The 23953-nt window shown below is 61.5% G+C and carries 26 protein-coding genes; 5 read left to right on the top strand and 21 right to left on the bottom strand.

The genetic code is table 11. The features are described 5' to 3' along the window. Positions 1–476: hypothetical protein (locus tag CMI59_RS08345; RefSeq protein WP_293327163.1), on the bottom strand; the 476-nt coding region annotated here is incomplete at its 3' end. A 640-nt stretch (positions 477–1116) separates the two neighbouring features. Between CMI59_RS08345 and CMI59_RS08340 the strand changes: the two genes are divergently transcribed. Both CMI59_RS08340 and CMI59_RS08335 read left to right on the top strand, forming a co-directional pair. Continuing rightward, positions 1117–1536 (top strand): hypothetical protein, encoded by a 420-nt coding sequence (locus CMI59_RS08340; protein ID WP_293327160.1) that lies wholly within the window; start codon positions 1117–1119, stop codon positions 1534–1536. Positions 1537–1624: 88 nt separating this feature from the next. Next, positions 1625–2320, top strand: coding sequence for an acetyltransferase (locus tag CMI59_RS08335; protein ID WP_293327158.1), 696 nt, complete (start codon positions 1625–1627; stop codon positions 2318–2320). A gap of 31 nt (positions 2321–2351) precedes the next feature. Here the strand turns inward: CMI59_RS08335 and CMI59_RS08330 are convergent, their stop codons facing one another. The 10 genes from CMI59_RS08330 to CMI59_RS08285 all read right to left on the bottom strand — a co-directional run bounded on the left by CMI59_RS08330 (position 2352) and on the right by CMI59_RS08285 (position 11752). Beyond that, positions 2352–3449, bottom strand: coding sequence for a hypothetical protein (locus CMI59_RS08330; RefSeq protein ID WP_293327156.1), 1098 nt, complete (start codon positions 3447–3449; stop codon positions 2352–2354). Positions 3450–3457: 8 nt separating this feature from the next. After that, positions 3458–4144 (bottom strand): hypothetical protein, encoded by a 687-nt coding sequence (locus tag CMI59_RS08325; protein ID WP_293327153.1) that lies wholly within the window; start codon positions 4142–4144, stop codon positions 3458–3460. A gap of 62 nt (positions 4145–4206) precedes the next feature. Next, on the bottom strand, positions 4207–5421 hold the full coding sequence (locus tag CMI59_RS08320) for a rhamnan synthesis F family protein (RefSeq protein WP_293327151.1): 1215 nt from the start codon (positions 5419–5421) through the stop codon (positions 4207–4209). 83 nt (positions 5422–5504) lie between these two features. Then, positions 5505–6065, bottom strand: coding sequence for a PAS domain-containing protein (locus CMI59_RS08315; protein WP_293327149.1), 561 nt, complete (start codon positions 6063–6065; stop codon positions 5505–5507). Positions 6066–6120: 55 nt separating this feature from the next. Beyond that, positions 6121–7344, bottom strand: a complete 1224-nt coding sequence (locus CMI59_RS08310) for a hypothetical protein (protein WP_293327147.1) — start codon at positions 7342–7344, stop codon at positions 6121–6123. 92 nt (positions 7345–7436) lie between these two features. Then, the gene (locus CMI59_RS08305; RefSeq protein WP_293327144.1) at positions 7437–8312 is read right to left on the bottom strand and encodes a 3-hydroxybutyryl-CoA dehydrogenase; all 876 of its coding nucleotides are present in this window, start codon (positions 8310–8312) and stop codon (positions 7437–7439) included. A gap of 233 nt (positions 8313–8545) precedes the next feature. Next, the gene (locus CMI59_RS08300; protein WP_293327142.1) at positions 8546–9475 is read right to left on the bottom strand and encodes an FAD-binding protein; all 930 of its coding nucleotides are present in this window, start codon (positions 9473–9475) and stop codon (positions 8546–8548) included. Next, complete coding sequence (locus tag CMI59_RS08295; RefSeq protein ID WP_293327140.1) at positions 9472–10221, bottom strand: electron transfer flavoprotein subunit beta/FixA family protein; 750 nt, start codon at positions 10219–10221, stop codon at positions 9472–9474. Before CMI59_RS08295 ends, CMI59_RS08300 begins: the two co-directional genes overlap by 4 nt. A gap of 362 nt (positions 10222–10583) precedes the next feature. After that, positions 10584–11177, bottom strand: a complete 594-nt coding sequence (locus CMI59_RS08290; protein ID WP_293327137.1) for a cob(I)yrinic acid a,c-diamide adenosyltransferase — start codon at positions 11175–11177, stop codon at positions 10584–10586. A gap of 50 nt (positions 11178–11227) precedes the next feature. Next, positions 11228–11752 carry a cytochrome b/b6 domain-containing protein gene (locus CMI59_RS08285; RefSeq protein ID WP_293327134.1) on the bottom strand — a complete coding sequence of 175 codons (525 nt, stop codon included), beginning with the start codon at positions 11750–11752 and terminating at the stop codon, positions 11228–11230. Positions 11753–12036: 284 nt separating this feature from the next. Here CMI59_RS08285 and CMI59_RS08280 point away from each other — a divergent pair, with 284 nt between their 5' ends. Continuing rightward, a complete protein-coding gene (locus tag CMI59_RS08280; RefSeq protein ID WP_293327132.1) occupies positions 12037–13308 on the top strand; it encodes a DUF1835 domain-containing protein in 1272 nt (423 codons plus the stop codon). Between the two features lie 30 nt (positions 13309–13338). On the opposite strand, the gene CMI59_RS08275 is transcribed toward CMI59_RS08280, so the two are convergent. The 7 genes from CMI59_RS08275 to CMI59_RS08245 form a co-directional block, all read right to left on the bottom strand. Continuing rightward, on the bottom strand, positions 13339–13560 hold the full coding sequence (locus CMI59_RS08275; RefSeq protein ID WP_293327129.1) for a helix-turn-helix transcriptional regulator: 222 nt from the start codon (positions 13558–13560) through the stop codon (positions 13339–13341). Then, complete coding sequence (locus tag CMI59_RS08270; RefSeq protein WP_293327126.1) at positions 13560–14126, bottom strand: DUF2975 domain-containing protein; 567 nt, start codon at positions 14124–14126, stop codon at positions 13560–13562. Before CMI59_RS08270 ends, CMI59_RS08275 begins: the two co-directional genes overlap by 1 nt. 83 nt (positions 14127–14209) lie before the next feature. Beyond that, positions 14210–15097, bottom strand: coding sequence for a haloalkane dehalogenase (locus tag CMI59_RS08265; RefSeq protein WP_293327123.1), 888 nt, complete (start codon positions 15095–15097; stop codon positions 14210–14212). A gap of 104 nt (positions 15098–15201) precedes the next feature. Beyond that, complete coding sequence (locus CMI59_RS08260; RefSeq protein WP_293327121.1) at positions 15202–15729, bottom strand: acyloxyacyl hydrolase; 528 nt, start codon at positions 15727–15729, stop codon at positions 15202–15204. Positions 15730–15957: 228 nt separating this feature from the next. Beyond that, positions 15958–16521, bottom strand: coding sequence for an acyloxyacyl hydrolase (locus tag CMI59_RS08255; protein WP_293327118.1), 564 nt, complete (start codon positions 16519–16521; stop codon positions 15958–15960). Positions 16522–16663: 142 nt separating this feature from the next. Beyond that, on the bottom strand, positions 16664–16855 hold the full coding sequence (locus tag CMI59_RS08250) for a twin transmembrane helix small protein (protein ID WP_293327116.1): 192 nt from the start codon (positions 16853–16855) through the stop codon (positions 16664–16666). A 52-nt stretch (positions 16856–16907) separates the two neighbouring features. Beyond that, positions 16908–18578 (bottom strand): acyl-CoA dehydrogenase family protein, encoded by a 1671-nt coding sequence (locus CMI59_RS08245; protein WP_293327114.1) that lies wholly within the window; start codon positions 18576–18578, stop codon positions 16908–16910. A gap of 304 nt (positions 18579–18882) precedes the next feature. Between CMI59_RS08245 and CMI59_RS08240 the strand changes: the two genes are divergently transcribed. Further along, entirely contained in the window at positions 18883–20331 is a 1449-nt protein-coding gene (locus tag CMI59_RS08240; RefSeq protein WP_293327111.1) for a TrkH family potassium uptake protein, read from the top strand. 118 nt (positions 20332–20449) lie between these two features. Here CMI59_RS08240 and ccrA read toward each other — a convergent pair whose 3' ends face one another. The 3 genes from ccrA to CMI59_RS08225 form a co-directional block, all read right to left on the bottom strand. Then, on the bottom strand, positions 20450–21733 hold the full coding sequence (gene ccrA / locus CMI59_RS08235) for a crotonyl-CoA carboxylase/reductase (protein WP_293327109.1): 1284 nt from the start codon (positions 21731–21733) through the stop codon (positions 20450–20452). 204 nt (positions 21734–21937) lie between these two features. Continuing rightward, entirely contained in the window at positions 21938–22252 is a 315-nt protein-coding gene (locus CMI59_RS08230) for a helix-turn-helix domain-containing protein (RefSeq protein ID WP_293327106.1), read from the bottom strand. A 1-nt stretch (position 22253) separates the two neighbouring features. Continuing rightward, positions 22254–22613, bottom strand: a complete 360-nt coding sequence (locus tag CMI59_RS08225; RefSeq protein WP_293327104.1) for a type II toxin-antitoxin system RelE/ParE family toxin — start codon at positions 22611–22613, stop codon at positions 22254–22256. A 185-nt stretch (positions 22614–22798) separates the two neighbouring features. Between CMI59_RS08225 and CMI59_RS08220 the strand changes: the two genes are divergently transcribed. Next, entirely contained in the window at positions 22799–23902 is a 1104-nt protein-coding gene (locus CMI59_RS08220; RefSeq protein WP_293327102.1) for a ferritin-like domain-containing protein, read from the top strand. Positions 23903–23953 lie beyond the last annotated feature (51 nt).

Raw genomic sequence — 23953 nt, 5'->3', positions numbered from 1 at the left:
TCGGCAAAGTTCAGGGTCGTGCCGCCGTAGCAGGCGCCGCAATCGATGACATAGTCGCCGGGTTCCGGCGTCACCACGTTCGTCCAGCCGCGGTAGTGGTATTGCGGATAGACGAATTCATTGAATACGCCGAACGGATCCGACAATACGCTCAACTCGCGGTCGATTTTACGCAGGTTGAAGCGGCGAAGCCCCTTCTCGAGCACGAAATCGGGCACGCCTTCGCTTTCCGCCGTCACGCCGATCTCGGCCATGGCAGACCAGAATTCGTCATTGTCCAGCGGCAGGCGGACATATTTCCATCCGATGCTTCGATAGGCAAGGACCAGAAGGAGGAGGCGTTTTGAATCCAGATCGTTCAATCGGGCGTACAGCCATTCCCACTTCGGAAGATTCTCCGATACGAGATCGAGCGCTCGCTGCTTCAGTTCTTCCGGCTGCATCGACTCGTCGGGCCGATAGGGTTCGGGCGGCATGTTGACCCGCCTCCGGGGATCTTCCTCCCGGGCGGGTTTGCTGAGGCATTGATCGACCAATTCGGTGAAGTCGACAAGGAAGGAACCTCTTGGGCGGGAGTCGCCGGGCGCGTCGAAATAATCTGTTTCATAGACCCTGTGCGGACTTCTCATGCTCATTCCCCAAATTCGAATCATCTTTGAAACAAATATCCGCCGGCGCTGGTAGTGAGGCGCGGTGGTGTTCGTTTCGCTTTTGCTCTCCTGGAGCCGGCATCGAGGCGGCGGGTTGCCCGGTCGAAGCAGGTGAAGGATGCGACAGAGTGTAATCGATCCTGTGTAGTTTGACAGTCACGCAATCGCGCTGCCGGTGGACAAATCGGTGCTCAGGCGGCGTTGGCCGGGGCCTGTCTCGCCCGGCCACGTCTGCATGGCGTGAGGGGGGGGCATAACGTCATGTCGCCGGTTTGGGGGAGGCATATGAAGGTGTTCTCGGCAGGCTTTCTGGAAGGCAGGGCCAAAATATGAAAACGTGTTGCGGAAGAACATGCGAGATTTGCCGGCGGCTCTTCCCGGGATATGAAATAGGGCTACTCTCGATTGCCGGGAGTGTCTGTCATTGGCGAAATTACAACATAAGCAAAAAGCCAGAGCATTATCGATGAGGAGTATTCAGGCACCGACGGTCTTCGTTCATACCGGGACAGTGAAAACGGGTTCGACCTATATCCAGAAGGCATTTTACGACAATCGAACGGTTTTCGAGCGGTTCGGCGTGTCCTATCCGACGGTCTCCCCTCTCACCATCGACCGCTATGCGAATGCGGACTTCACGCTCGACAGGTCCTGGGATGAGGAGGCGCGCGAAGCCATCACTGGAGCGGCTACGCCGCAGGTATTGATTTCCGAAGAGGGGATTTTCGGGATGATGTCGCGCCTGTGGCACCCTGCCTTTGAGGGGCTGCCCGTAAACCGGAACAGATACCCTGCCGTTTATCGAACCGAGCGCGAACCATATCGCCCTGTGGATATGCAGGAAGTCGAAATGCTGATGAACGGGATACTGAGCCGGAAGGGCTAGTCGTCTGCTGCCTGGTTATGGGCTGAGGAGGGTCTTCAGGCTTGAGCGGAGTTGTGCGTTTGAGGGGTTTGTCAAAGGAGGAAGGTAAATGCGGGCGACTGTTGATACGTTTTGCGAATACGAGAAAGTTGTCGTCGGCATCTACGGCGCAGGCTCGTTTGCACGCGAACTCGCCCCCGTCCTCAGAATGCAGCTTGCTCAGAAGGCGGATCTTCTGTCCGATGTAGACGTTGAGGTCTGCTTTGTAGAGACGGAGCCTTCCCGGTCCATGGTTGGCAGCTGGCCGGTTATCTCGGAAGGGGCGTTCATGGCACTCGAATGCGAGGCGAAATTCTTCAATGTTGCGCTTGGCGATTCCGGTCATCGCCGGCGGCTCGCCGAAAAGCTTCTGGATTGTGGCGCCGTGCCCGTGGAGATCAGGTCGCCGGACTGCATCGAATATGAGCGGAACAGGATTTCCGAAGGCGCGATCTTTTGCGCTCATACGATGATCACCTCCGATGCCGCAATCGGAAAGTTCTTCCAGTGCAACATCTACTCCTACGTGGCTCACGATTGCGTCATCGGAGACTACGTCACGTTTGCGCCGAGGGTATGCTGCAACGGCAATGTTCAGATCGGGAACGGAGCCTATATCGGGACGGGGGCGATCCTGCGGCCGGGAAACCTTGGTCGTCCCCTGATTATCGGCGCCAATTCGGTTGTCGGCATGGGGGCTGTGGTTACCAAGGACGTTCCCGAGGGTGCTACCGTGTACGGAAACCCGGCGCATATCGGCAAGTAGGAGCGGCGCCCTTTAGCCGGCACCGTTCGTTTCACCTGTGCGGATAGAAATCGAACTTGCGCTGTGCAAGGGCCGTGAGGCACGCCACATATCTGTCGATGCCGTAGAGGCGGTCATACTCGCCGCGCAAGCGGGATGCGAGATTTTCATATGCATCGCGGTTGGCCGAATATTCCCGGATGAACGAAGCGATGTCCTCGACCATCTTTGCAGGCGTTTCAAAAATATTCGGGTATTCGCAGAAGTTGCGAGACGGGAAGAATTCCTCCCGATAGGCCGTCAGGCCGATGCTGCCCTGATGGATCGGATGCAGGACATACCCATCGAAGCCCTCGCCGAAGGAAATGGAGAACAGGCACCGCGTGGCGAGATCGACAAAGTTCTCGAAGGTGATGTCGCGGATTTCAACCAGCTGAAAATCGGGCAGTTCGTTTCGCAGCTTCGAAAGGCAGGCGTCCCGGTGTGCCGCCTCGTCGGGCGAATAGATGATGAGCTTTTCTTTTTGATCGAAGTCTGCCCTGCGGGTGCCGCCTAGATCGATATAGGCGGGCAGGAACAGGGTCGGCAGATTGTAGCGGTCCGCGTGCTGCTGAGAGAAATAGGCTTCATGCGCCACGGACTGACTTATGTTGTCCGTCAGCTGATAGAGGTCGGCGAAGCCCTCTCGCTCCGGCATCAATTCCGTGTTCTGGTTGAGGATGTTGATGTGCACGGTTTCGCGCGAGGTGATGTAGTCCCTGAGTTCGGCCGTCAGGTCGTCGTAGAAGCTCGCTGCGAAACATTCGGGCACATGGATGTACATATCCTGGCAGCCGCGGCACCGCGTGATCTGGTCGAATCTGTAGACGGTTTCCGAATTCACGAAATTCAGATTGCGGATATAGGTCAGTTCCTGCGGATTGAATCGAGTCATCGTCAGCACTTCATAGCCGTGACTCTTTTTCAACTTCTTCATCGTTTGGGCGATGGTAAAGAAGGAAAGAATGCCGCCGCTTATCGTGGCGTGTTCCGGCACCACCACGATCATGATCTTGCGCGCCGTTTCGAAGGACAGAGAAAAAGTCCTGTTCTGCGCGAGTCTGAACACCACATTGTCGGAGAACTGGTTGGGATCGAAGTCGGATGTCATTTCTTGTCTTACACTTTCCGGCAAGGGCGGGGTGCTGTTGTAAGGACAGGCGCTTTCGATACCGAATCTGATTGGGGCGGTTTTGGCAAGCGGCCCGTAAATGCGGGAAGAGTGTTAGACCCCACCGGCGTCGTGAATATCCATCCGGGGATCTGCTTGACGGCGTTTCCCTGCACGGTCAGCGGTGGGGCTACGACATGGGGCGCGCGGCTGGAGTTTTTCTCGTTCAGCATGATGACGCGGGCATAGACGGGTACGGCGGTCTCATAGGTGCGGTGGCCATCCTCCAGCAGGTAGTCGCGCTTGTTCGCGCCTTTCAGGTTGTGTCCGTCACTGCTGCCGATCACCTGGTCGAATATGCGCACTTTCTGGGCAGCGGCGTCGGCCCCGCGCTGGTCGGCCGCGGTGATGAGGTGAAGCGGCCGTCCCTTTTCACGCTGTTCCAGGAGGTAACCGAGCAGCTCTTCATTCAGCACGAGAGCGTCGGGGCTCACAGGCGAAAGGTCGATGACCGCTTCCTTGAAGAATGCCTTTCCCTTGCGCAGCTTGTGCAGCGCGCTCAGCGCCTTTCGCGGCGCGGCGAGGAACAGGATGAGGAACTGCTCGATCAGTGTGTCTGTTCGCAGAAGCGTGCGATCGAGATCGACAATCAGTGGCAGATCGTTTTCGTCTCTCTGAAACGAAATATTGGTCATTATTCGTGTTCGCCGCTCCCCCGGCCCCATGCCTCAGCGGACACGGTCGTATGTGCTCCGTGTTATTCAATCATAATGGAGACATATTCTGTAGTCATTCCGTCTCGATGGGGTAAGGCGCCGAAAAGGCGCTCCAGGGCATGTGCGAGTTCGCCATCCACGGTGCCGGTTTCCAGCGGAAAGTCGTCCAGGGTAAGGCCAAGCTCGCGCACGACATTCAACGCTTCGCGCCGTATCCAGAACATGGTCCCCGCGAAGAAGTCGAGCCTGAAATCGTCCTCCGCGATGCCAAGTTTCGCTGCCAGATGCAGCGTCATCTCCCTGTTTTTCGCCCAGGCGGCCTCAGGGCCGATATATTCGTTGGGGACCCGGAAACGCGGTGAGCCGATCATGCCCAGTCTGGGGTCGGCTTCGAAGCGGGCGAGAATCGATTTTACCTGTTCTTTCGTTCCGATCAGATCGGCGATGTGGGTGAGACGCCATACCGTGCCGAACAAGGCGCGCGGTCCGCTTTCGCCGGAGCGTTTGCCATGCAGCTTGCATATGAACGGGAAGCGATCGAGATAGCCATCATGCAGCAATTGCATGAAGGGGCCGATGTCCCGCCCCCTGTTCTCGTAGACGAGGATCTGTGCGTCGGGGAATGCAGCCCGCACCGCATTTTCAAAGCCTCGATCCTTTTGCGTCGTCGTGACGATGAGGTGAAAAGGCTCGTCGAGCGAAAGCAAACGGGATTCGAACTCCGGCCAGAGGTCCCGATAGTAGAGATGCAGTACCACCGCGAAGCGAGGCGTGGTTCCTGCCGGGGGGCTTGTGGCCGGGGCTTTTGGCGGATCGGGGAGGATGTTGTCCAGCGGGCCGGGTGAGCGTTGCAGATTGTCGCTGGTCAGCGAGAAACCCCAATTACGGATGAGCTTCAGCGACTTGCTCAGTTCCTTGCCTTTGGGGCCCGCGCCGTTGATCAGCGGTATGAGGCAGGACCCCTCGGCGAGGGGCAAGGCGAGTGCGCGGTCCTTTTTCCGCCTAGTAAGGATGCGGGCCCTGAGGGGAGGCAAGCGACGCAGCTTCGCGCTTTCAAGGCCGGTGCCCTCCACCGTGAGGCGGGCAGGGCCGGAGACATTCAGGACATAGCGGGAAAGCGGCAGAGCGGGCACGAAGAAGGCGCGCTTCTTCCCATCTTCCGTCTCCAGCTCCATTCGAACAAAGGGAAGTGGTTGCGGCTGCCGTCTTATCTTCAGGAGAAAGGAGCCGGCTTTCGGGACGGTCACGCGGAGCATCGGATGTCTCTTGATGGAGCCGCGCACGGCACCGGGTAATCATAGCGGGAGGTCCTTTTCGGGACCAGCCACTGTTCCGTCTTTCAGTCTCTCCCGAGGTCCTTCGCAGGCGCGCTGAAAATCCCGCCGAGGATCTGTTCCACGCCCTGGCCGGTCACGGTCAGCGGCGCGGCGACGATATGGGCGTCGCGGCAGGCGTTTTGCTCGTTCAGCATGATGACGCGGGCATAGACGGGCGCGGCGGTCTCATAGGTGCGGCGGTTGATTTCCATCCAGCGTTCCTGTGTCCGGCGGCGAATGTCGTGCGTTTCCGGCGCGCCGCCGATCTCCGAGACGCGCTTGCCGGTCCGCTCCTCGCCCGCGATCTTGATCAGTTCGGTGCCGAAGAGCCGGATCAGGAAGTCGGTGCCATCCTCCAGAACCTGATTGATGACGAGATAGGGCAGCAGGGCGCGGATTTCGGAGGGGCGGATTTCTTCGCGGAGCGGCATCGTCCGGTCGCCGCGTTTGGCGATCCAGTAATTCGCCAGTTCCCGGGCAAGCGGGTGCCCGGGCCAGTCCATATACTCGATCTGGCCTTCGATAAAATGTGGCGTGCCGGAACCTAGTGCCAGCGATCCCATCGAGCCTGCCCCCGGGGCCATGGGCCCCTCTCATGAATATCCATATGCTAGATGGGGGCGGGTTAACGAATTGCTGTCATTTCGGCTGGAATGCCCCGGAGGGGGCGGATGCAGGGCGTCCTGACCTGCAAGGCGACCGGGCGTCTGAAGGCGTCGGGCCGAGCGCAAAATTGGGCATTTCCCAGCCATAAGGCCAGATGTTCACGGTCTTGCTCCGGGCGTCCTGCGCTCTTTCATATTCCGTGCGCCAATCCGGGCCTCCGAGATATTGGTCGACATTATGCATGGAGGAAATCAGCAGCATCAGAACGGCCCCGAGATAGAAGATGTTTCGGTTGAAACGGCTGAGCGCATAGACGGTCAGCAGGACATTCGAGGCGAAGAAATAACGTCCCGAGAATGTGGTGGAGATCAGCTCCGTCTTGTCGCCAAGGGCCGCAGCGGTTCCCAGCACCGATAGCAGCGCCGCGCATATTACAGCGGTCCGGGAGGTGTCGGTGCCCGCATTGATTTCGCGCCGGACGATGTAGAAGAACGGGATCGAACAGATGATCCCGAGGAAGATCGCACCGGATCGTTGCGCGAGGGCGTCGCGCAGGATGAGAGCGAAAGGTTCCCCGATATCGGGGCCCAGAAGCGGCCCCACGACCTGCTGGCTGATCACGGGAAGCCAGTAGAGAAGCGGGTTGGCCGTGAGGCTCCGATCCCCGGTGTCGAAACCGTGCGTTGCGATGATGGCGAGTTGAAGCAGGCTCGTGGCGGCGAGGATGGAAAACTGGATCCAGCGCTCCCTGTCGCCATTATTCGCGGCCAGATAGAGAAAAGCCGGGGCCACGAAGTTTGCCGGAATTCCGCTCAGACCCGACAGGAGGAGCAACAGCCGGAAGGCGTGTTTCCCAATGCCCGTCCGGACCGGCAGCACCGCGATCAGGGCGGCGAGCAGAGAAAAATGAAACTGAAGATTCGCCGTATTGGCCCACACTTCAGGCGATTGGGGCAGGCCGACGATGATGAGGACGAGAATCGGCAGGAGCCAACCCCGGATTCCCAGCGATCTGTGCATCCAGACGATCAGGAAGACGGGGATCGTCTGGAGCGCGAATGACGAATAGGTCGTGACCAGCGGCGCATATTTGAAATCCGCCATCGTCGCTCCCGCCGTGATGATATTGGCGACAAGTTCCAGATGGCCATTGAAGACGAAGAAGAACTTTTCAAATGCGGGGAGGAGGGCGATATGAGGGTAGAATCTGCATCCTTCTTCCGCCCAGAATCTGCCATCCGGCAGATAGGCCTGCATTTTTGTCAGGCTGAGCGCGACATATAGGAGAAGGGAGAGAACGACAAATCCGTTCTCCCGTATGTTGTTCCCGCCTGTTTGCACAGGCGGTCCTATCGCGTAGGAACGGGGTGTTCGCCGCGATAATCGTAGAAGCCGCGCTGCGCCTTGCGGCCCAGCCAGCCGGCCTCGACATATTTCACCAGCAGCGGGCAGGGGCGGTATTTGCTGTCCGCGAGCCCGTCATAGAGCACCTGCATGATGGAGAGGCAGGTGTCGAGGCCGATGAAATCGGCCAGTTGCAGCGGCCCCATCGGGTGGTTCGCGCCGAGCTTCATGGCCTTGTCGATGCTCTCCACCGAGCCCACGCCCTCGTAAAGCGTATAGACGGCCTCGTTGATCATGGGCAGCAGGATGCGGTTCACGATGAAGGCCGGGAAGTCCTCGGCATTGGCCACTTCCTTGCCCAGCGATTTGGCGAAATCCTGGAAGAAATCGAAGGTTTCGTCGTCGGTGGCGATGCCGCGCACCAGCTCCACCAGCTCCATCACCGGTACGGGGTTCATGAAATGGACGCCCATAAAGCGTTCCGGCCGGTCCGTGGAGGCGGCCAGCCGGGTGATGGAGATCGAGGAGGTATTGGTGGCGATAAAGGCGTCTTCGCGCAGATGCGGGCAGAGATCGGCGAAGATGGCGCGTTTGACCTCTTCCTTTTCGGTGGCGGATTCGATCACGACATCCGCATCCTCGAAGGCGGTGTAGTCGGCGGCGGCGGAGATGCGGTCGAGGGCTGCTTCCTTGTCGGCCTCGCTGATGCGGCCGGAGCTTGCCTGGCGCGTCATGTTGCCGTTGATGGTCGCAAGGCCCGCCTCGATGCGCTCTTCGGTCATATCGTTGAGCGCGACCTCATAGCCCGCCAGGGCGCAGACATGGGCGATGCCGTTGCCCATCTGACCCGCGCCGATCACACCGACTTTCCGAACCTTCATTTCGCATCCGTCCCGCTTGGCCCGGGGGAGGGGCGACAGCCGATCCCCCGCGAATGATACACAAAACGCATAGGGACGCGGCGCGGTTTTCCGACCGCGCTATCCGTGCCCCATTTACAGGTTTTCCATGGATTGCTGCGCTGCGCAATATGGCGGGGGACATATCGGGCATGAAAAAGGCGCTGTTCCCGGGGGAACAGCGCCTGATTTCGTTGTGTGGAACGGCGGAAGGCTCAGCCGAGCGCTTCTTCCAGCTCCGGCACCGCCTGGAAGAGGTCCGCGACCAGGCCGTAATCGGCGACCTGGAAGATCGGGGCTTCCTCGTCCTTGTTGATGGCGACGATGACCTTGCTGTCCTTCATGCCCGCCAGATGCTGGATCGCGCCGGAAATGCCGACGGCGATGTAAAGCTCGGGCGCGACGATCTTGCCGGTCTGGCCGACCTGATAGTCGTTCGGCACGAAGCCCGCATCCACAGCCGCGCGCGAGGCGCCGACCGCGGCGCCGAGCTTGTCGGCGACCTTTTCGAGCATGGCGAAGTTCTCGCCGTTCTGCATGCCGCGGCCACCGGAGATGATGACCTTGGCCGCCGTCAGTTCCGGACGGTCCGACTTCGTCAGCTCTTCGCTCACGAATTCGGAAAGACCCGGGTTCTCGGCCGCCTCGACCTTCTCCACCGAGGCCGAGCCGCCGTCGCCCGCCGCCGGGAAGGCGGTGGTGCGCACGGTGATGACCTTCTTGGCGTCGGTCGATTTCACGGTCTGGATGGCGTTACCGGCATAGATCGGACGCTCGAACGTGTCGGCGCTTTCCACGCCCACGATGTCGGAGATCTGCGCGACATCGAGAAGGGCGGCCACGCGCGGCATGAAGTTCTTGCCGATGGTGGTGGCGGGCGACAGGATCGCGTCGTAGGAGCCGGCGAGCTTCACCAGGAGAGCGGCGAGCGGTTCGGCAACCGGATGCTCGTACTGGGCGTCGTCGGCCACGAGGACCTTGGAGACGCCGTCCAGCTTCGCGGCGGCTTCGGCAACGGCGTCGCAGCCCTTGCCCGCGACGAGCACATGCACGTCGCCGCCGATCTTCGTCGCGGCGGTGACGGTCTTGGCCGTCGCGTCGCCGAGATCGGTGTTGTTGTGGTCTGCAAATACAAGCGTGGTCATCCGATCACTCCCGCTTCCTTGAGCTTCGAAACGAGCTCCTGAACAGATTCAACCTTGATACCGGCTTCGCGCTGCGGCGGCTCGGTCACCTTCAGCACTTCAAGGTGCTGCTTGATGTCCACGCCGAAATCGGCGGGCGCCTTTTCGTCGATCGGCTTCTTCTTCGCCTTCATGATGTTGGGCAGAGACGCATAGCGCGGCTCGTTGAGGCGAAGGTCGGCGGTCACGATGGCCGGCATCTTCAGCTTCAGCGTCTGAAGGCCGCCGTCGATTTCGCGCGTCAGGTTGAGCGTTTCGCCGTCGACCTCGACCTTGGAGGCGAAGGTGCCCTGCGCCCAGCCCAGAAGCGCGGCCAGCATCTGGCCGGTCTGGTTGCAGTCATCGTCGATGGCCTGCTTGCCGAGGATGATGAGGTCCGGCTTTTCTTCTTCCGCAATCCCTTTCAGGATCTTGGCGACGTTGATGGGTTCGACCACATCGTCCGTCTTCACCAGGATGCCGCGGTCGGCGCCCATGGCGAGCGCGGTGCGGATGGTTTCGGTCGACTGCGCGACGCCGATCGATACGGCGACGACTTCAGTGGCCTTGCCCGCTTCCTTCAGACGAACCGCCTCTTCAACGGCGATTTCATCGAACGGGTTCATGGACATCTTCACATTGGCGAGGTCGACGCCGCTGCCATCCGACTTCACACGGATTTTCACGTTGTAGTCGACAACCCGCTTGATCGGAACGAGCACTTTCATTGAGGTGAACTCCCTGCGCGTTGCACCGGTTCTCGGGCGTGGCCGGATTTCCCGGAATCCGGGGCCGGTTCTGCCGTTACCGTTGGCTCCTGACCGGTGGTCCGGTCCTTATCGGTTCCACTCCGCCTGGCCGGCGAAGCGACGGTCTCAAATCCTTCGGCCCAGCCCTCCTCGCATGGCGGACATGCGGCGGAAATCGCTGTTCCTCGGGGGAAACTCCGGCTGTCTGTAAAGAGATAGACAGCTGCTGCGGTGCGGCAACCTAGTGTGAGGATATGCCCCTGTCAACGCGAGGGGGGCCCTGCGGGCAGGTGCGCTTCCCGCGACGTAAGGGAAGGCGTGCCGGAGGGGTTGCGGCGTCTTTAGCGGCTGCCGCCCGGGACCCAGAGCACGTCGCCGTCGCCTTCGGCCTTGTTGACGTAACGCGCTGCGACGAAAAGAAAATCCGAGAGCCGGTTGAGATATTGCAGGCAGGCCTCGCTGATTTTCTCGCCGGCTTCGCCTGCCAGCGCGGCGGCGACCCGTTCGGCCCGGCGGCACACCGTCCGGGCATGGTGCAGATGGGCCGCGGCCTCATGTCCGGCGGGCAGGATGAAGGAGCGCAGCGGCTCCAGCTCGCCGTTCATGCGGTCGATCTCGGTTTCGAGCCGTTCGACCTGGCTTGCGATGATCCTGAGCGGTTCGTAGCCCAGCTCTTCCTGCTCGTTCGGCCCCTTATAGGGCGTTGCAAGGTCGGCCCCGAGGTCGAAGAGGTCGTTCTGGATACGCGAGAGCATGGCGTCGAGGTCGGGCATATCTTGCGTATGAAGACGCGCGATGCCGAGAACGGCGTTCAGTTCGTCCGTCGTGCCGTAGCTTTCGATCCGGAGCGCGTGTTTGGGTACGCGTTCGCCGGTGGCAAGGGCCGTGTCGCCCTTGTCGCCGGTGCGGGTATAGATCTTGTTCAGCGTGACCATGTCGTCTCCGGCCCGGAAATGGGGGCAGGGGGGGGAAGCGGAAGGCGGGCTCAGGCGTTGCCGGATTTCATCCGGGTCAGCGTTGCGTCCTTCATGATGAAGTGGTGGTAGAGCGCGCCGCCGATATGCAGCACCAGCAGGCCGCAAATGATGAAGGCGTTGATCTCATGCGCCTCATGGCCGATGTAGTGCAGCGTGTCGTTCTGCACGATATGGAGCGGGATCACCCAGAAGGCGTTGATCGACTTCTCATGGAAGGAGATCATCATCAGGCCGAAAATCGCCTGCAACGTCAGGGTGAGCATCAGCAGGTGATGCACGGATGTGGCGAGAATCTGCTGCCAGCGCGGCATGGGCAGGAAATCGGGCCGGGGATGGCCGGCTCTCCAGGCAAGCCAGAGCACCATGAGCGCCAGCACGATGATGCCGACGCCGAAGTGAATGGTCGAGGTTGCCCGGGTCATGGTGAAGCCGCCCAGGATCATGAGCAGGACGAGCACCGCCGCCGCCCAGTGATAGACGCGGCGCCCCTTGTCGAAACTCGTCACTTCGCTTGTGGTCGTGTTCGAAGACATCGTGTCTCCCCCTTTTAGCCAATTTCCATGTCGGGCCTGCCGCCTTGGGCGACGACACAGACTCGCGTGACCGGGCGCGCGAGGCAAGTGCTAATGGCTCGCAATTTTCGGCGGCCATCTTGATCTTTCGGCGACCATGCGCGAATCTTCCCTCAAGGCTCGGCCGAAGCCTCCATGACCCGCGGAAAGGGCAGCGCCCCGGCCTGACGACAAGAAAGACCCATTTTGCGGTTTCCTTTTCTGTCTGATCCGGCGGGCGCGGACGCGATGAAGAGGAACCGGCCATGACCGATTCAGACACCGCCGCCTTTGCGGCCAATCCTTTCCGACTCAATCTCGACCAGCAGAAGAAGCGCGCCCGCGAGCTGCAGCGCGCTTTCAATGCAGATAATGCAGATGCCCTGTCGCGCGTGCATGTGTGGCGGGAGACGCTGAGCGCGCCTTTGAAGCTGGCCGACGCGCAATTCGTGATCGCCCGCGAACTCGGCCTGCCGAGCTGGCCGAAACTCAAAGCGCATATCGAGGCGCTCGATGCGTCCACCCGGCTCATTCGCGGCGGAAACATTTCAGACGCGGATAGGCGCACGCTTCACATCCGCTGCGGCAATGATATCGGCGAGGCGTTGACGCTTGCCGGTTTCGAAGGGCGCTTCCTGGAATATTCCAATCCCTTCTGTCAGGGCCCGGTGACGCCGGATGGCGACTGGCTGGCGCGGCGCGCCGATTTTCTGGCCGAGGCCTATGGCGAGGAAATGGACCGGCCGAAAAGCGATATCCGCGCCGGGCTGATGGCGGAAGAGGAGGGGCTGGCGCAGGCGGCCGATTATGAGCGCGTCGTCCTCTGGTTCGAGCATGACAGCTACGACCAGCTTATCCTTGCGCGTGTGCTCGCCGCCTTTAGCGACATGCGGGGGCGGCCACGGATCGAGCTTGTCTCCACGGACAGCTTTCCCGGCGCCGAGCGTTTCATCGGGATCGGGCAGTTGCCGCCCGAGGCGCTGCATATGCTCTGGTCTTCGCGTACTGCCGTAACGGAGGCGCAACTGGCGCTGGGCGCGCGTATCTGGGCGGCCTTGCGGGCAGGCGATCCGACCGGCCTCTGGACCATTGCGGAAAACGGAGCGCTGCCGCTTCCCTTCATGGGGGCGGCGCTTAACCGGCATGTGCAGGAGCTGCCGGGCGTGGCGGACGGTCTCTCCCTCACCCAGCGGCTGATCCTGCGCATTCTCCATGACCGGGGGCGGCTCACGGCGGGACGCATTTTCGCGGCGCTGATGCGGGGCTATGAGCCGCTGCCCTGGCTGGGCGATCTCATGTTCTGGCACATCCTGCGGGAGATGACGCGATGCGCCGAACCGCTGCTGGAGATCGCGCCCGGCGAAGACTGGCCGAAGCGTGAGGTCTCCCTCACCGATGCGGGCCGCGCCTGTCTCGACGGGCGGCTCGACTATATGTCTCTGTCGCCGCCCGAACGCTGGGTCGGCGGCGTCCGGCTTCTGCCTGGTGCGCCGGTCTGGCGATGGGACGAGGAGAGCAGGGCGCTGCGAATGCGCTAGCTGCATCGACGGCGGGCAATGCCGTTTTTCCTATTCGTCCGAACCGCTGTCCGGTTCGTAGGCGAGCAGGTCGCCGGGCTGGCAGTCGAGTGCCCGGCAGATCGCCTCAAGCGTGGAAAACCGCACGCCCTTGACCCGTCCGGACTTGAGGAGCGAGAGGTTCGCTTCGGTGATCCCCACGGATTCCGCGAGCTCTCGGCTCTTCATCTTCCGGCGCGCGAGCATCACATCCAGCGTAACTGTTATGGGCATCAGATGATCCGTGCGTTGTCGTCGGCGATCTCGGCGGCTTCAACCATCACCCATGACAGTATGAGCACGGTCGCGCCGATCAGCGTGAGGGCGAGGTCGCTGCTCGACAGGCCAAGGCTGATGAAACGGTGGCCGGGCGCGTTGTCGAGGCTGACGGCGAGGGACGCCAGTGCGTCACCGACGAATTGCGCCGGCACCCAACACAGGAGGGCGATTGCAAGTCCGCGGAAATGACGCGCATTGGCCGGCCCGAAGATCCTGCCGTCGCCGTACTGCGAGAAGAGAGCCCGCAGGTGCCGAAGGCCAATCAGGATCACGGACAGCGGCACGAGGGATGCGAGGAAGCCGAGGACGCGATCCTGCACTGAAAGCGGTCCGCTCCCGGCGATTTCCCGGCTGACGAAATCCGCAAGCAGGCCGTCTCCGCCCGGCCTATCCACCATCGCCCATCCGATGGCGAGGAGGACCGGCAGGGCGAGAATGGTGGCCAGCAGCACCCACTCCATGATGCGGCTCACGCGCCGGATGCGGGCGCGGCGTTTGGTGGCGGTGCTGCTGCGGGACATGGGAGGACTCCATCGGAAAGGACGATGAAACCTGTCTTACAGCAATATTTTATCGTTTCAAAGAAAAATATTTCTGTTTTGAGCTATCGGAGCCCGGAGACGAAACTGGCAATCGCCTCGCCGATCTCATGCGGGCTGTCTTCCTGGATGAAATGGCTGCCCTTCACGGTCACTTCGGTCTGGTTCTTCCAGCCACGGCAGAACTCGCGCTGGGCGCCGATCAGGATGGCGCCCGGCTCGGCATTGACGAAGAGCTTGGGCAAATCGTTTTCGGCCATCCAGGCCGCATAGTCGGACACGATGTCGGCCACGTCCGCCGGTTCGCCGTCGAGCGGGATCTGGCGCGGCCAGGTGAGCGTCGGGCGTCGGCTTTCGCCGGCCTCGGCGAAGGGACGGCGATAGACCGCCATTTCCGCCTCGCTCAGCCCGCGCAGGACCGAGCCCGGCAGCACGCGCTCGATGAACAGGTTCTTTTCGAGAATCATCTCCTCGCCCGCGGGCGAGCGGAAGGCCTCGAAGATAGGCCGCGCATCCGGGTTCCATTCGTCCCAGCGCATGGGGCGCACGATGGCTTCCATATAGGCGATGCCTTTCATCGCCTCCCTGTGGCGGTTCGCCCAGTCGAAGCCGAGCGCGGAGCCCCAGTCATGGATGACGAGGGTGACGTTTTCCGTCACGCCGAGCGCCTCCAGAATGCCGTCCAGATATTTGCGGTGGTCCACGAAGCGATAGCTCTCCGGTCCGCTCTCCTCGAGCTTGTCGCTGTCGCCCATGCCGATGAGGTCGGGCGCGATGCAGCGGCCCTGACCTTTCAGATGCGGCATCACATTGCGCCAGAGATAGGAGGAGGTGGGGTTGCCATGAAGGAAGACGATGGGATCGCCGTCGCCCATTTCCACATAGCGCATGGTCTTGCCATGCACCGTGACGGATTTCTTCGGATGTTCCTCAGGCGAAATTTGTTCTGCCATGGCGTCCTCCCGTTTCGGCTTGAGCTTTTCATATTGGCGCGACGGCGGAAAGAAAAAGGGCTCCCGCAAGGGAACCCTTTCCATTCCAGCTTTTTGCGTCCGGCCTAGAAGCGATAGCCGTAGCGGACGCCGATATTGTTCATGCCGTCATTGGAATCGCACAGATAGGCGTTCGACATGTGCTCGAAGGTGGCCATGAGCGAATGGTGTTCGTTCACGTCGTAGCCGAGCGAGACGGTTTCGTGGAACTGCAGGCGGCATCCATAGTCGCGGCTGGAAGTCGTCACCTTGTCCGTCTCGCCATTGTGGATGGCGCCGGCCACGCTTGCGTCGAAGAAGAAGTTGTTGCCGAGATCGAAGTTCCAGCCGAGACCGGCATAGCCAAGGCTGGTGCCGCCGCCGGTGTTGATGGTGGCGCCCACCAGCGGACGGGGGGACCAGGCCCAATCGAGGATTTTCGGCGAGGCGAACAGCACTTCGGCATTGATGTCGGGACTGTCCGTCTCGAGGCGTTTGCGGATGAGGCCGGTATCGTGGTCCATGACGCCGATCCGCATCTCGCCGCCGAGGGGGCGTGCATCGGCCGAATTGCCGGGAAGCGTCGCTGTGCCGAGTGTCAATGCGGCGGCCATGCAGCATGCGCACGCCGTTTTCGTGATTCCGGTCGTCGTTTCCATGATTGCCCTGTTTTCTTGATTTGCCCGCTCGTTTGCATGGAATCCTACATGACCCTTTGCGGGACATGCGATGTCAAAGGCGTCGAGGCATGTCTGACTTGCTTGGGGTTTTGTCGTTAAACGTTCAAAGAAAAAGGGCTCCCGCGAGGGGAGCCCTTTTCCGTGTGAATTGTCTGTGTACGGTCAGAAGCGGTAGCCGTAGCGGATGCCGATATCGGTCATGCCGTCATTCTTGTCGCAGAGACCGGCATTCGACATGTGTTCGAACGTCGCCATCAGCGAGTGATTGGCGCTGAGGTCGTAGCCGATCGAGAAGGTTTCGTGGAACTGAACGCGGCAGCCATAATCGCGGCTGGAACTCGTTACCTTGTCGGTCTCGCCATTATGGATGGCGCCGCCGAAGCTCGCGTCGAGAAAGAAATTGCTGCCCAGATCGAAGTTCCAGCCAAGGCCCGCATAGCCAAGGCTCGTGCCGCCATCGGTGTTGATGGTCGCGCCGATCAGCGGGCGGGGCGAATAGGCCCAGTCCAGGAATTCCGGCGAGGCGAACAGCACTTCGGCATTGATGTCCGGGCTGTCGGTTTCGCGGCGGTCGCGGATCAGGCCGGTATCATGGTCCATGATGCCGATGCGGATTTCTTCGCCGAGCGGGCGGGCATCCGCCGTCGTTGCGGGAAGGACGATGGTGCCGAGGGCCAATGCCGCGGCCACGCCACCGGCAATGGACGATTTCAGAGACTTGGTCACAGCTGCGATGATCCTCTTGTCTTGTTGCCTTCCCACCCCGGGAAGATGCCGCAATTTACATGATTTGCCGCAGGTCACCCGATGCAAAACTGCAACATGTGTGGGTCGGCGTGCAGGGATGGGACGGGAAATCCCGGAAATCCTAGCGGCTGGCGAAATAGAGGCCGGTCATCAGGATGATGATGGCCACGAACTGAAGCCCCACGCGCCAGCGCATCAGCGTCTGGGAGCGGCTGGAGGAGCCGCCGCGCAGCATGTTCCAGAGGCCGGCGATCAGGACGATGACGACCACCAGCACGGCAAGCGGGCCGAGATAGCTGAAAAGTTCACTCATGTAAGCGCCCCCTTTCGGGCTTTTCTTGTTTGTTCATACGGCGAAGCGTTCGTCAGTTGGCGCCGTCCAGCAGGCGCCGGGCGATGACCTGCGCCTGAATTTCCGCTGCGCCCTCGAAGATGTTGAGGATCCGCGCATCGCAGAGCACGCGGCTCACCGGATATTCCAGCGCGAAGCCGTTGCCGCCATGGATCTGCAGCGCATTGTCGGCCGCCGCCCAGGCGACGCGCGCCGCCAGCAGCTTCGCCATGCCTGCTTCGAGGTCGCAGCGCCGACCGCCATCCTTTTCGCGCGCGGCGAAATAGGTGATCTGGCGCGCCACCATGATTTCCACCGCCATCATCACGAGCTTGCCGAAGACGCGGGGGAAGGCATAAATCGGCTTGCCGAACTGGATGCGTTCCTGCGCATAGCGAAGACCGAGTTCCAGCGCGCATTGCGCGACGCCGACCGCGCGGGCCGCCGTCTGGATGCGGGCGCTTTCGAAGGTCTGCATGAGCTGCTTGAAGCCCTGACCTTCCTCGCCGCCCAGCAGGTTTTCCGCCTTCACCTCGAAATCGTCGAAGCCGATCTCGAATTCCTTCATGCCGCGATAGCCGAGGACCTCGATCTCGCCGCCCGACATGCCTGGGGCGGGGAAGGGCTCGTTATCGTCGCCGCGCGGCTTTTCCGCGAGCAGCATGGAAAGGCCCTTATAGCCCGGCGCGTCATTGGTGCGCGTCAGCAGCGTCATCACGTCGGCGCGGGCGGCATGGGTGATCCAGGTCTTGTTGCCGCTGACCTTGTAGGTCTCGCCGTCGCGTTTCGCGCGCGTCTTGAGGCTTGCCAGGTCGGAGCCCGTATTGGGTTCGGTGAAGACGGCGGTGGGCAGCGTTTCGCCGCTCGCGATCTTGGGCAGCCATTTGTTCTTCTGCTCGTCCGTGCCGCCGCCCAGAATGAGTTCGGCGGCGATTTCGGAGCGCGTGCCCAGCGAGCCGACGCCGATATAGCCGCGGGAGAGTTCCTCCGAGACGACGCACATGGATTCCTTGCCGAGGCCCAGCCCGCCGAATTCCTCCGGAATGGTCAGGCCGAAGACGCCGAGTTCGGCCATATGCGACACGACTTCGAGCGGAATGTAGTCGTCCTTCAAATGCCATTCATGCGCATACGGAACGACTTCGGCATCGGCGAAGCGGCGCATCTGGTCGCGGATCGCGTCATAGGTTTCCTCAAGGCCCGCATCGCCAAAAGTGGCGGCACCGGCCTGCGTCCCCAGAATTTCGGCGAGGCGGGCGCGGATCTGTGCCGTATTGCCATTCGCGATCAGCTCCCGCACCGGCTCGGTGAAGAACGCTTCGATCTCCTCAAACGTCAGGCCGAGATCGCGCGGACGGACGATCTCCCCCTGGCTCATTGGAATGCCGCCGGCAAGCTGGTGCAGATATTCGCCGAAGGCGATCTGCACGATCAGCGCTTCGGTCTCGCCGAAGCGGCCTTCGCCGGTCATGCGCTCGGCATAATCGGCCAGCTGGCGCAGCGCCTCCACATAGGTTGCCATCCAGGCGAGGCCGTGGGCGGCGAATTGCTCGCGCTCCAGCGCGGCCGCCGACACCTTGCCGTTCACCACGACCTTTTCCCGCACGCCCGCGCGGGCCTTGGCGAGCAGCTTGTCGGCCGCCGTGACGGCTTCCTTGGCAAGGCCGATCAGATTGTCGAGAACGGCGGGATTGGTCTGGCTCATGGCGATACTCTTCATTTCGGGTCGGCTGGGCCGCAGGGAAGGCCCCATGCGTGAGAGGGAACTAGGCCCTTATATATCGCGCTTGGGGCATGCGGCCAGTGCTGCGCTGCGCCATATTTGCCTCTCCGATCCGATCCCGGCCCGGCCCCGGCCTGGCCTCACCCCGGTCTTCGGGCCGTTTGCGGGGTTTGTGCATATCGGCGGGTCAGGATAGAAAGAGGCGGCTTCGCGGCTGCGACGAGGGGTCCTGCCGGCCCGAAGAATGCCAGGAGACCGGGGGATATCCGGCTAATGAGAGTACTTCATGCATAGCGGCAAGGTAGTCGGTCTCGTTCTGGGCGCGTTGCTGGTCGCGCTGGCGGTGCTGATGCTGGTCCCCGCGCTCGCCGATCTGGTGGCGCAGCGCGACGACTGGACGGCCTTCCTGCTTGCTGCCGCCATTACCGGCTTTGCGGGCGGCGGGCTGATGCTGGCCTTCAGCACGGAAGACCGCGATCTCGGCTATCGCGCCACCTTCATGATGACGACGCTGGGCTGGCTCGGCGTGTCGGCCTTCGCGGCGCTGCCTTTCGTCTTTTCCCGGATCGGGGTGAGCTATACCGACGCCTTTTTCGAGGCGATTTCGGGCGTCACCACCACGGGCGCGACCGTCTTTTCAGGCCTCGACAAGATGCCGCCCGGCATCCTCCTGTGGCGCGCGCTTCTGCAATGGATCGGCGGCGTCGGCATCATCGTTACCGCGGTGGCCATTCTGCCTTTCCTGCGCGTCGGCGGTATGCAGCTCTTCCGCACCGAAAGTTCCGACCGCTCCGAAAAGGTGCTGCCGCGCCCCGGCCAGATCGCGCTCGCCATCGCGGAGGTCTATCTCCTGCTGACGCTTCTCTGCGCCGTGCTCTACATGTTCGGGGGGATGACGCCCTTCGATGCGATGACGCATGCCATGACGACGCTCTCCACCGGCGGCTATTCCACGCATGATGCGTCCTTCGGCTATTTCGACAATCCGTGGCTGAGCTGGGTCGCGGTCGTCTTCATGATCGCGGGCTCGCTGCCGCTCGTCGTCTATATCCACATGATCCGGGGCGAGCATGATGCGTTGTGGAAAGACCCGCAGGTGCGCGGCTTTCTTGTCTTCATCGTCATTGCCGTGCTGATCCTCACCCGGTCCATCTGGATGGACGGGCATTACGATCTTCTGGAATCGCTGCGCCACGCGGCCTTCAACGTCGTCTCGATCGTCACGACGACGGGCTATGCGACGACCGACTACACCATGTGGTCGCATTTCGCGGTGATGTTCTTCTTCCTGCTGACATTCGTCGGCGGCTGCACGGGCTCCACGGCGGGCGGCATCAAGATCTTCCGGTTCCAGATTCTCGGCATCCTGTTCCGCACGCAGATGCGCCAGACGCTCTATCCGCATGTGGCGCAGACGCTGCGCTATGGCGAGCGCACGGTGGACCGCGAGATCGTCTTTTCGGTCGGTCTTTTCATCGTGCTTTATTTCGCCACCGTGTTCGGCATCGCGCTGGCGCTGGGCGCGCTGGGGATCGAATTCATGACGGCGATTTCGGCCTCGGCCACGGCGGTCGGCAATGTCGGTCCCGGTCTCGGCGACATCGTCGGCCCGTCCGGCAATTTCGCGACGCTTCCAGACGCCGCCAAATGGCTCCTCAGCGCGGGCATGCTGATGGGACGGCTCGAACTTCTCACCGTCTTCATCATGTTCACCAAGGATTACTGGCAGCAATAGGGGCCGCGGCTTCTTCGTCATTGCGAGCGCAAGCGAAGCAATCCAGAAGCGGCAGGCGCCGGACTGGATTGCTTCGTCGTTTCACTCCTCGCAATGACGGAGGAAAGCGGAAAGCCCCTTACTGCCCCGAAAGCTCCAGCACATCCTCATAGCTGCGCAGGCCCGGGCGCTGGGCGGTCACCAGCACGGCCATGTTGCCGGGCAGGTGCTCGTTCTTCCACATCTTGGTGTGGGCGCGCGGGATGTCTTCCCAGGAGAAGACTTCCGACATGCAGGGGTCGATGCGGCGTTCGATGACGAGCTGGTTCGCCGCGCTTGCCTGTTTCAGATGTGCGAAATGCGAGCCTTGAATACGCTTCTGGCGCATCCAGACGAAGCGCGCATCGAAGGTGAGGTTGAAGCCCGTCGTGCCGGCGCAGAAGACGACCATGCCGCCGCGCTTGGCCACCATGCAGGAAACCGGGAAGGTCGCTTCGCCGGGATGCTCGAACACGATGTCGGGATCGATCCCCTTGCCGGTGATGTCCCAGATCGCCTTGCCGAATTTCCGCGCCTCTTTCATGAAGTCGTTGAATTCGGGCGAGTTCACCTTGGGCAGCTGGCCCCAGCAATTGAAGTCCTTGCGATTGATGACGCCCTTCGCGCCCATCGACATGACGAAATCATGCTTGGACGGATCGGAGATGACGCCGATCGCATGGGCGCCCGCCGTCGCGCAGAGCTGCACGGCAAAGGAGCCGAGGCCGCCCGACGCGCCCCAGACCAGCACGTTCTGGCCCGGCTGCAGCCCGTGCGGGCGATGGCCGAACAGCATGCGGTAGGCGGTGGCGAGCGTCAGCGTGTAGCAGGCGCTCTCTTCCCAGGTCAGGTGCTTGGGGCGCGGCATGAGCTGCTGCGACTGCACGCGCACGAACTGCGCGAAGGAGCCGTCCGGCGTTTCGTAGCCCCAGATGCGCTGCGAGGGCGAGAACATCGGGTCGCCGCCATTGCATTCCTCGTCGTCGCCATCGTCCTGGTTGCAATGGATGACGACTTCGTCGCCGACCTTCCAGCGCTTCACCTTGGAGCCGACGGCCCAGACGATGCCGGCCGCGTCGGAGCCTGCGATGTGATAGTCGTTCTTGTGCGCCCCGAAGACGGAGACGGGTTCGCCAAGGGCGGCCCAGACGCCGTTGTAGTTCACGCCCGCCGCCATCACGAGGACGAGCACTTCATTGCTGTCGATTTCCCAGGTGGGAACGACCTCGACCTGCATGGCGCTCTCGGGCGGACCGTGGCGGTCGGCCCGGATCGACCAGGCGTACATGTTCTTGGGAACGTGACCCAGCGGCGGCACTTCGCCGACTTCATACAGGTCTTTTTTCTCCGCGCCATTGTCGGCGCTGGTTTCGACGGCTGCCATTCGCGCACCTCTTTCGCATGCCGCGCACCCGATTTGAGGCTGCCACCGAAGGGCGCGCGGACGACTTGGGGTGATGGTCACAGTTTCATGACCGTTTTGCCGGGATCATTGGCGCTCGACACAGCGTATGCAAGGCATTTTTGCGGTGCAGCAATATTCCGGCGGTCCCGGGCGGTCCTTTTCCCTGCCTCGGGGCCGTGCCGGCTATGCGCTTATGCGCTCCTTGTTCTGCTCGATGGCCGTTTTGATGGGTTCTGGGGCGATTTCGATAAGCCGCACCAGCGTTTTGACGGCGCCGGGCGGCTGCCGCTTTCCCTGTTCCCATTTCTGAAGCCCGGACACGCTGGTGCCCAGGAGAGGGGCAAAGGCGGCCTGCGTCATGCCCAGGGCCTTACGCGCATTGCGAATTTCATCCTGGGCGGAGCGGGGTTCATGCAACGTAACGCCGTTCGGACGACCTTCCGCATGGGCGACGGCCTCTTCCATCGCCTCGATGAGTTCCTTCCCGAGATCGGACATCTTATGCCTCCTTCTTCTTTGCGGTGGCCTTGATACGTGCTGCCAGAGCGGAAACGATTTTCTTCTCTTCCGCCGAAAGGTCGGCCTTCTCGTTCTTGCCGTAGATCGTCAGGGCGTAAAGCGGGATCGTCTTGTTGAAGAAATAATAGATCACACGGACGCCGCCGGATTTCCCTTTGCCCTTCGCCTTGAAGCGCATCTTTCTGACGCCGCCGGTGCCCTTGATTTCATCTCCTGCGTCCGGGTTCTGCGCCAGATAGGAGATCAGTTCGGCCCGTTCATCCTCGCTCAGGAGCATGGCGGCCTTTTTTGCGAAGATGCTGGTCTCGGCGACGGTCTGCACAGGCGATATATAACCCAATGGGTGAGTTTTTCAAGTGAAAACCCACCCATTGGGGTAGTTTTCATCCCGTGCCGGCTTGATGCGAGGGGGGATATGTCCAGTTCCCACCCTTGTGTCAGGCGCGCAGGGTGCTAGACTAGCAAGTGCGTAGTTGAGATACGCATTTAGACGGCACACGCATCATCGCTCGGGGAGGAGACCAGATGAAGCAGATCAAGGACATGTACACGCTTGCGTTGGACGACAGCCATTGGGACGTCCCGCAGAATTACGATGCGATGTTCAATTGGGAATACGATCCCGAACGCACCGCGATGATGGGCCTTTACCAGAAGGGCAAGGAGATGCAGTGGGATGCGGAAACCCGCATCGACTGGTCGCAGGAACTCGACGAGGACAATCCCGAACAGCTTCCCGACGAGATGCTGCCGATCAACGGCATGGCCGAATTCGAGAAGATGTCGCGCAAGGAGAAGGCCAATGTGCGCAAGCACTTTCAGGCCTGGCAGCTCTCGCAGTTCATGCAGGGCGAACAGGGCGCGCTCATCTGCACGGCGAAGATCGTCACCCAGGTGCCGGACATGGACTCCAAGTTCTATGCCTCGACCCAGGTGATCGACGAGGCCCGCCATGTGGAGGCCTACAAGAAGCTCCTGTCGAAGTTCGAAGTCGTCTATCCGATGACGAAGCCTTTGAAGGACCTCATCGAGCAGACGCTGCGCGACAGCCGCTGGGACATGACCTATCTCGGCATGCAGGTGGTGATCGAGGGGCTGGCGCTCGCCTCCTTCGCGCAGATCCGCGACAATGCGCAGAACCCGCTTTGCGCGGCGGTGAACGCTTACGTGATGCAGGACGAATCCCGTCACGTCGCCTTCGGGCGTCTGGCGCTCCGGGACTATTACCCGCAGCTCACCCAGGCCGAACGCGACGAGCGCGAGGAATTCCTGCTGGAAGCGAGCTATCTCATGCGCGACCGTTTCGACGCGGTGGAGGTCTGGCAGAATCTCGGCCTCGACCCGGTGAAGTGCGGCGAGCATATGTACAACTCCGGCTTCATGGAGATGTTCCGCAACTCGCTCTTCACGCGCATCCTGCCCATCGTGAAGGATGTCGGCCTGTGGGGCGACAAGATCCGCAAGGGCTATGAAGAGATGGGCGTCATCCAGTATGCCGATCAGGACGTGCAGGCGCTGCAGGATGAAGACGAGAGCATCGCCCGCGAGTTCGATGCCCGCTCCGCCCATATCGCCAGCATCGCCGCCCGCGCCCAGGGTATGAGTGCCGGGGCGACGGCGGCGGAGTAATCCAGACAGGCTTGCAAAGCGAATGACGGACGGGCCGCGCAGAGATGCGCG

Source organism: Parvibaculum sp. (assembly GCF_002684405.1).
In the GTDB taxonomy this organism is placed as follows: Bacteria; Pseudomonadota; Alphaproteobacteria; order Parvibaculales; family Parvibaculaceae; genus Parvibaculum.
Note: the sequence above shows the minus strand (reverse complement) of the source record. Positions and strands in the feature narration are given on the sequence as shown.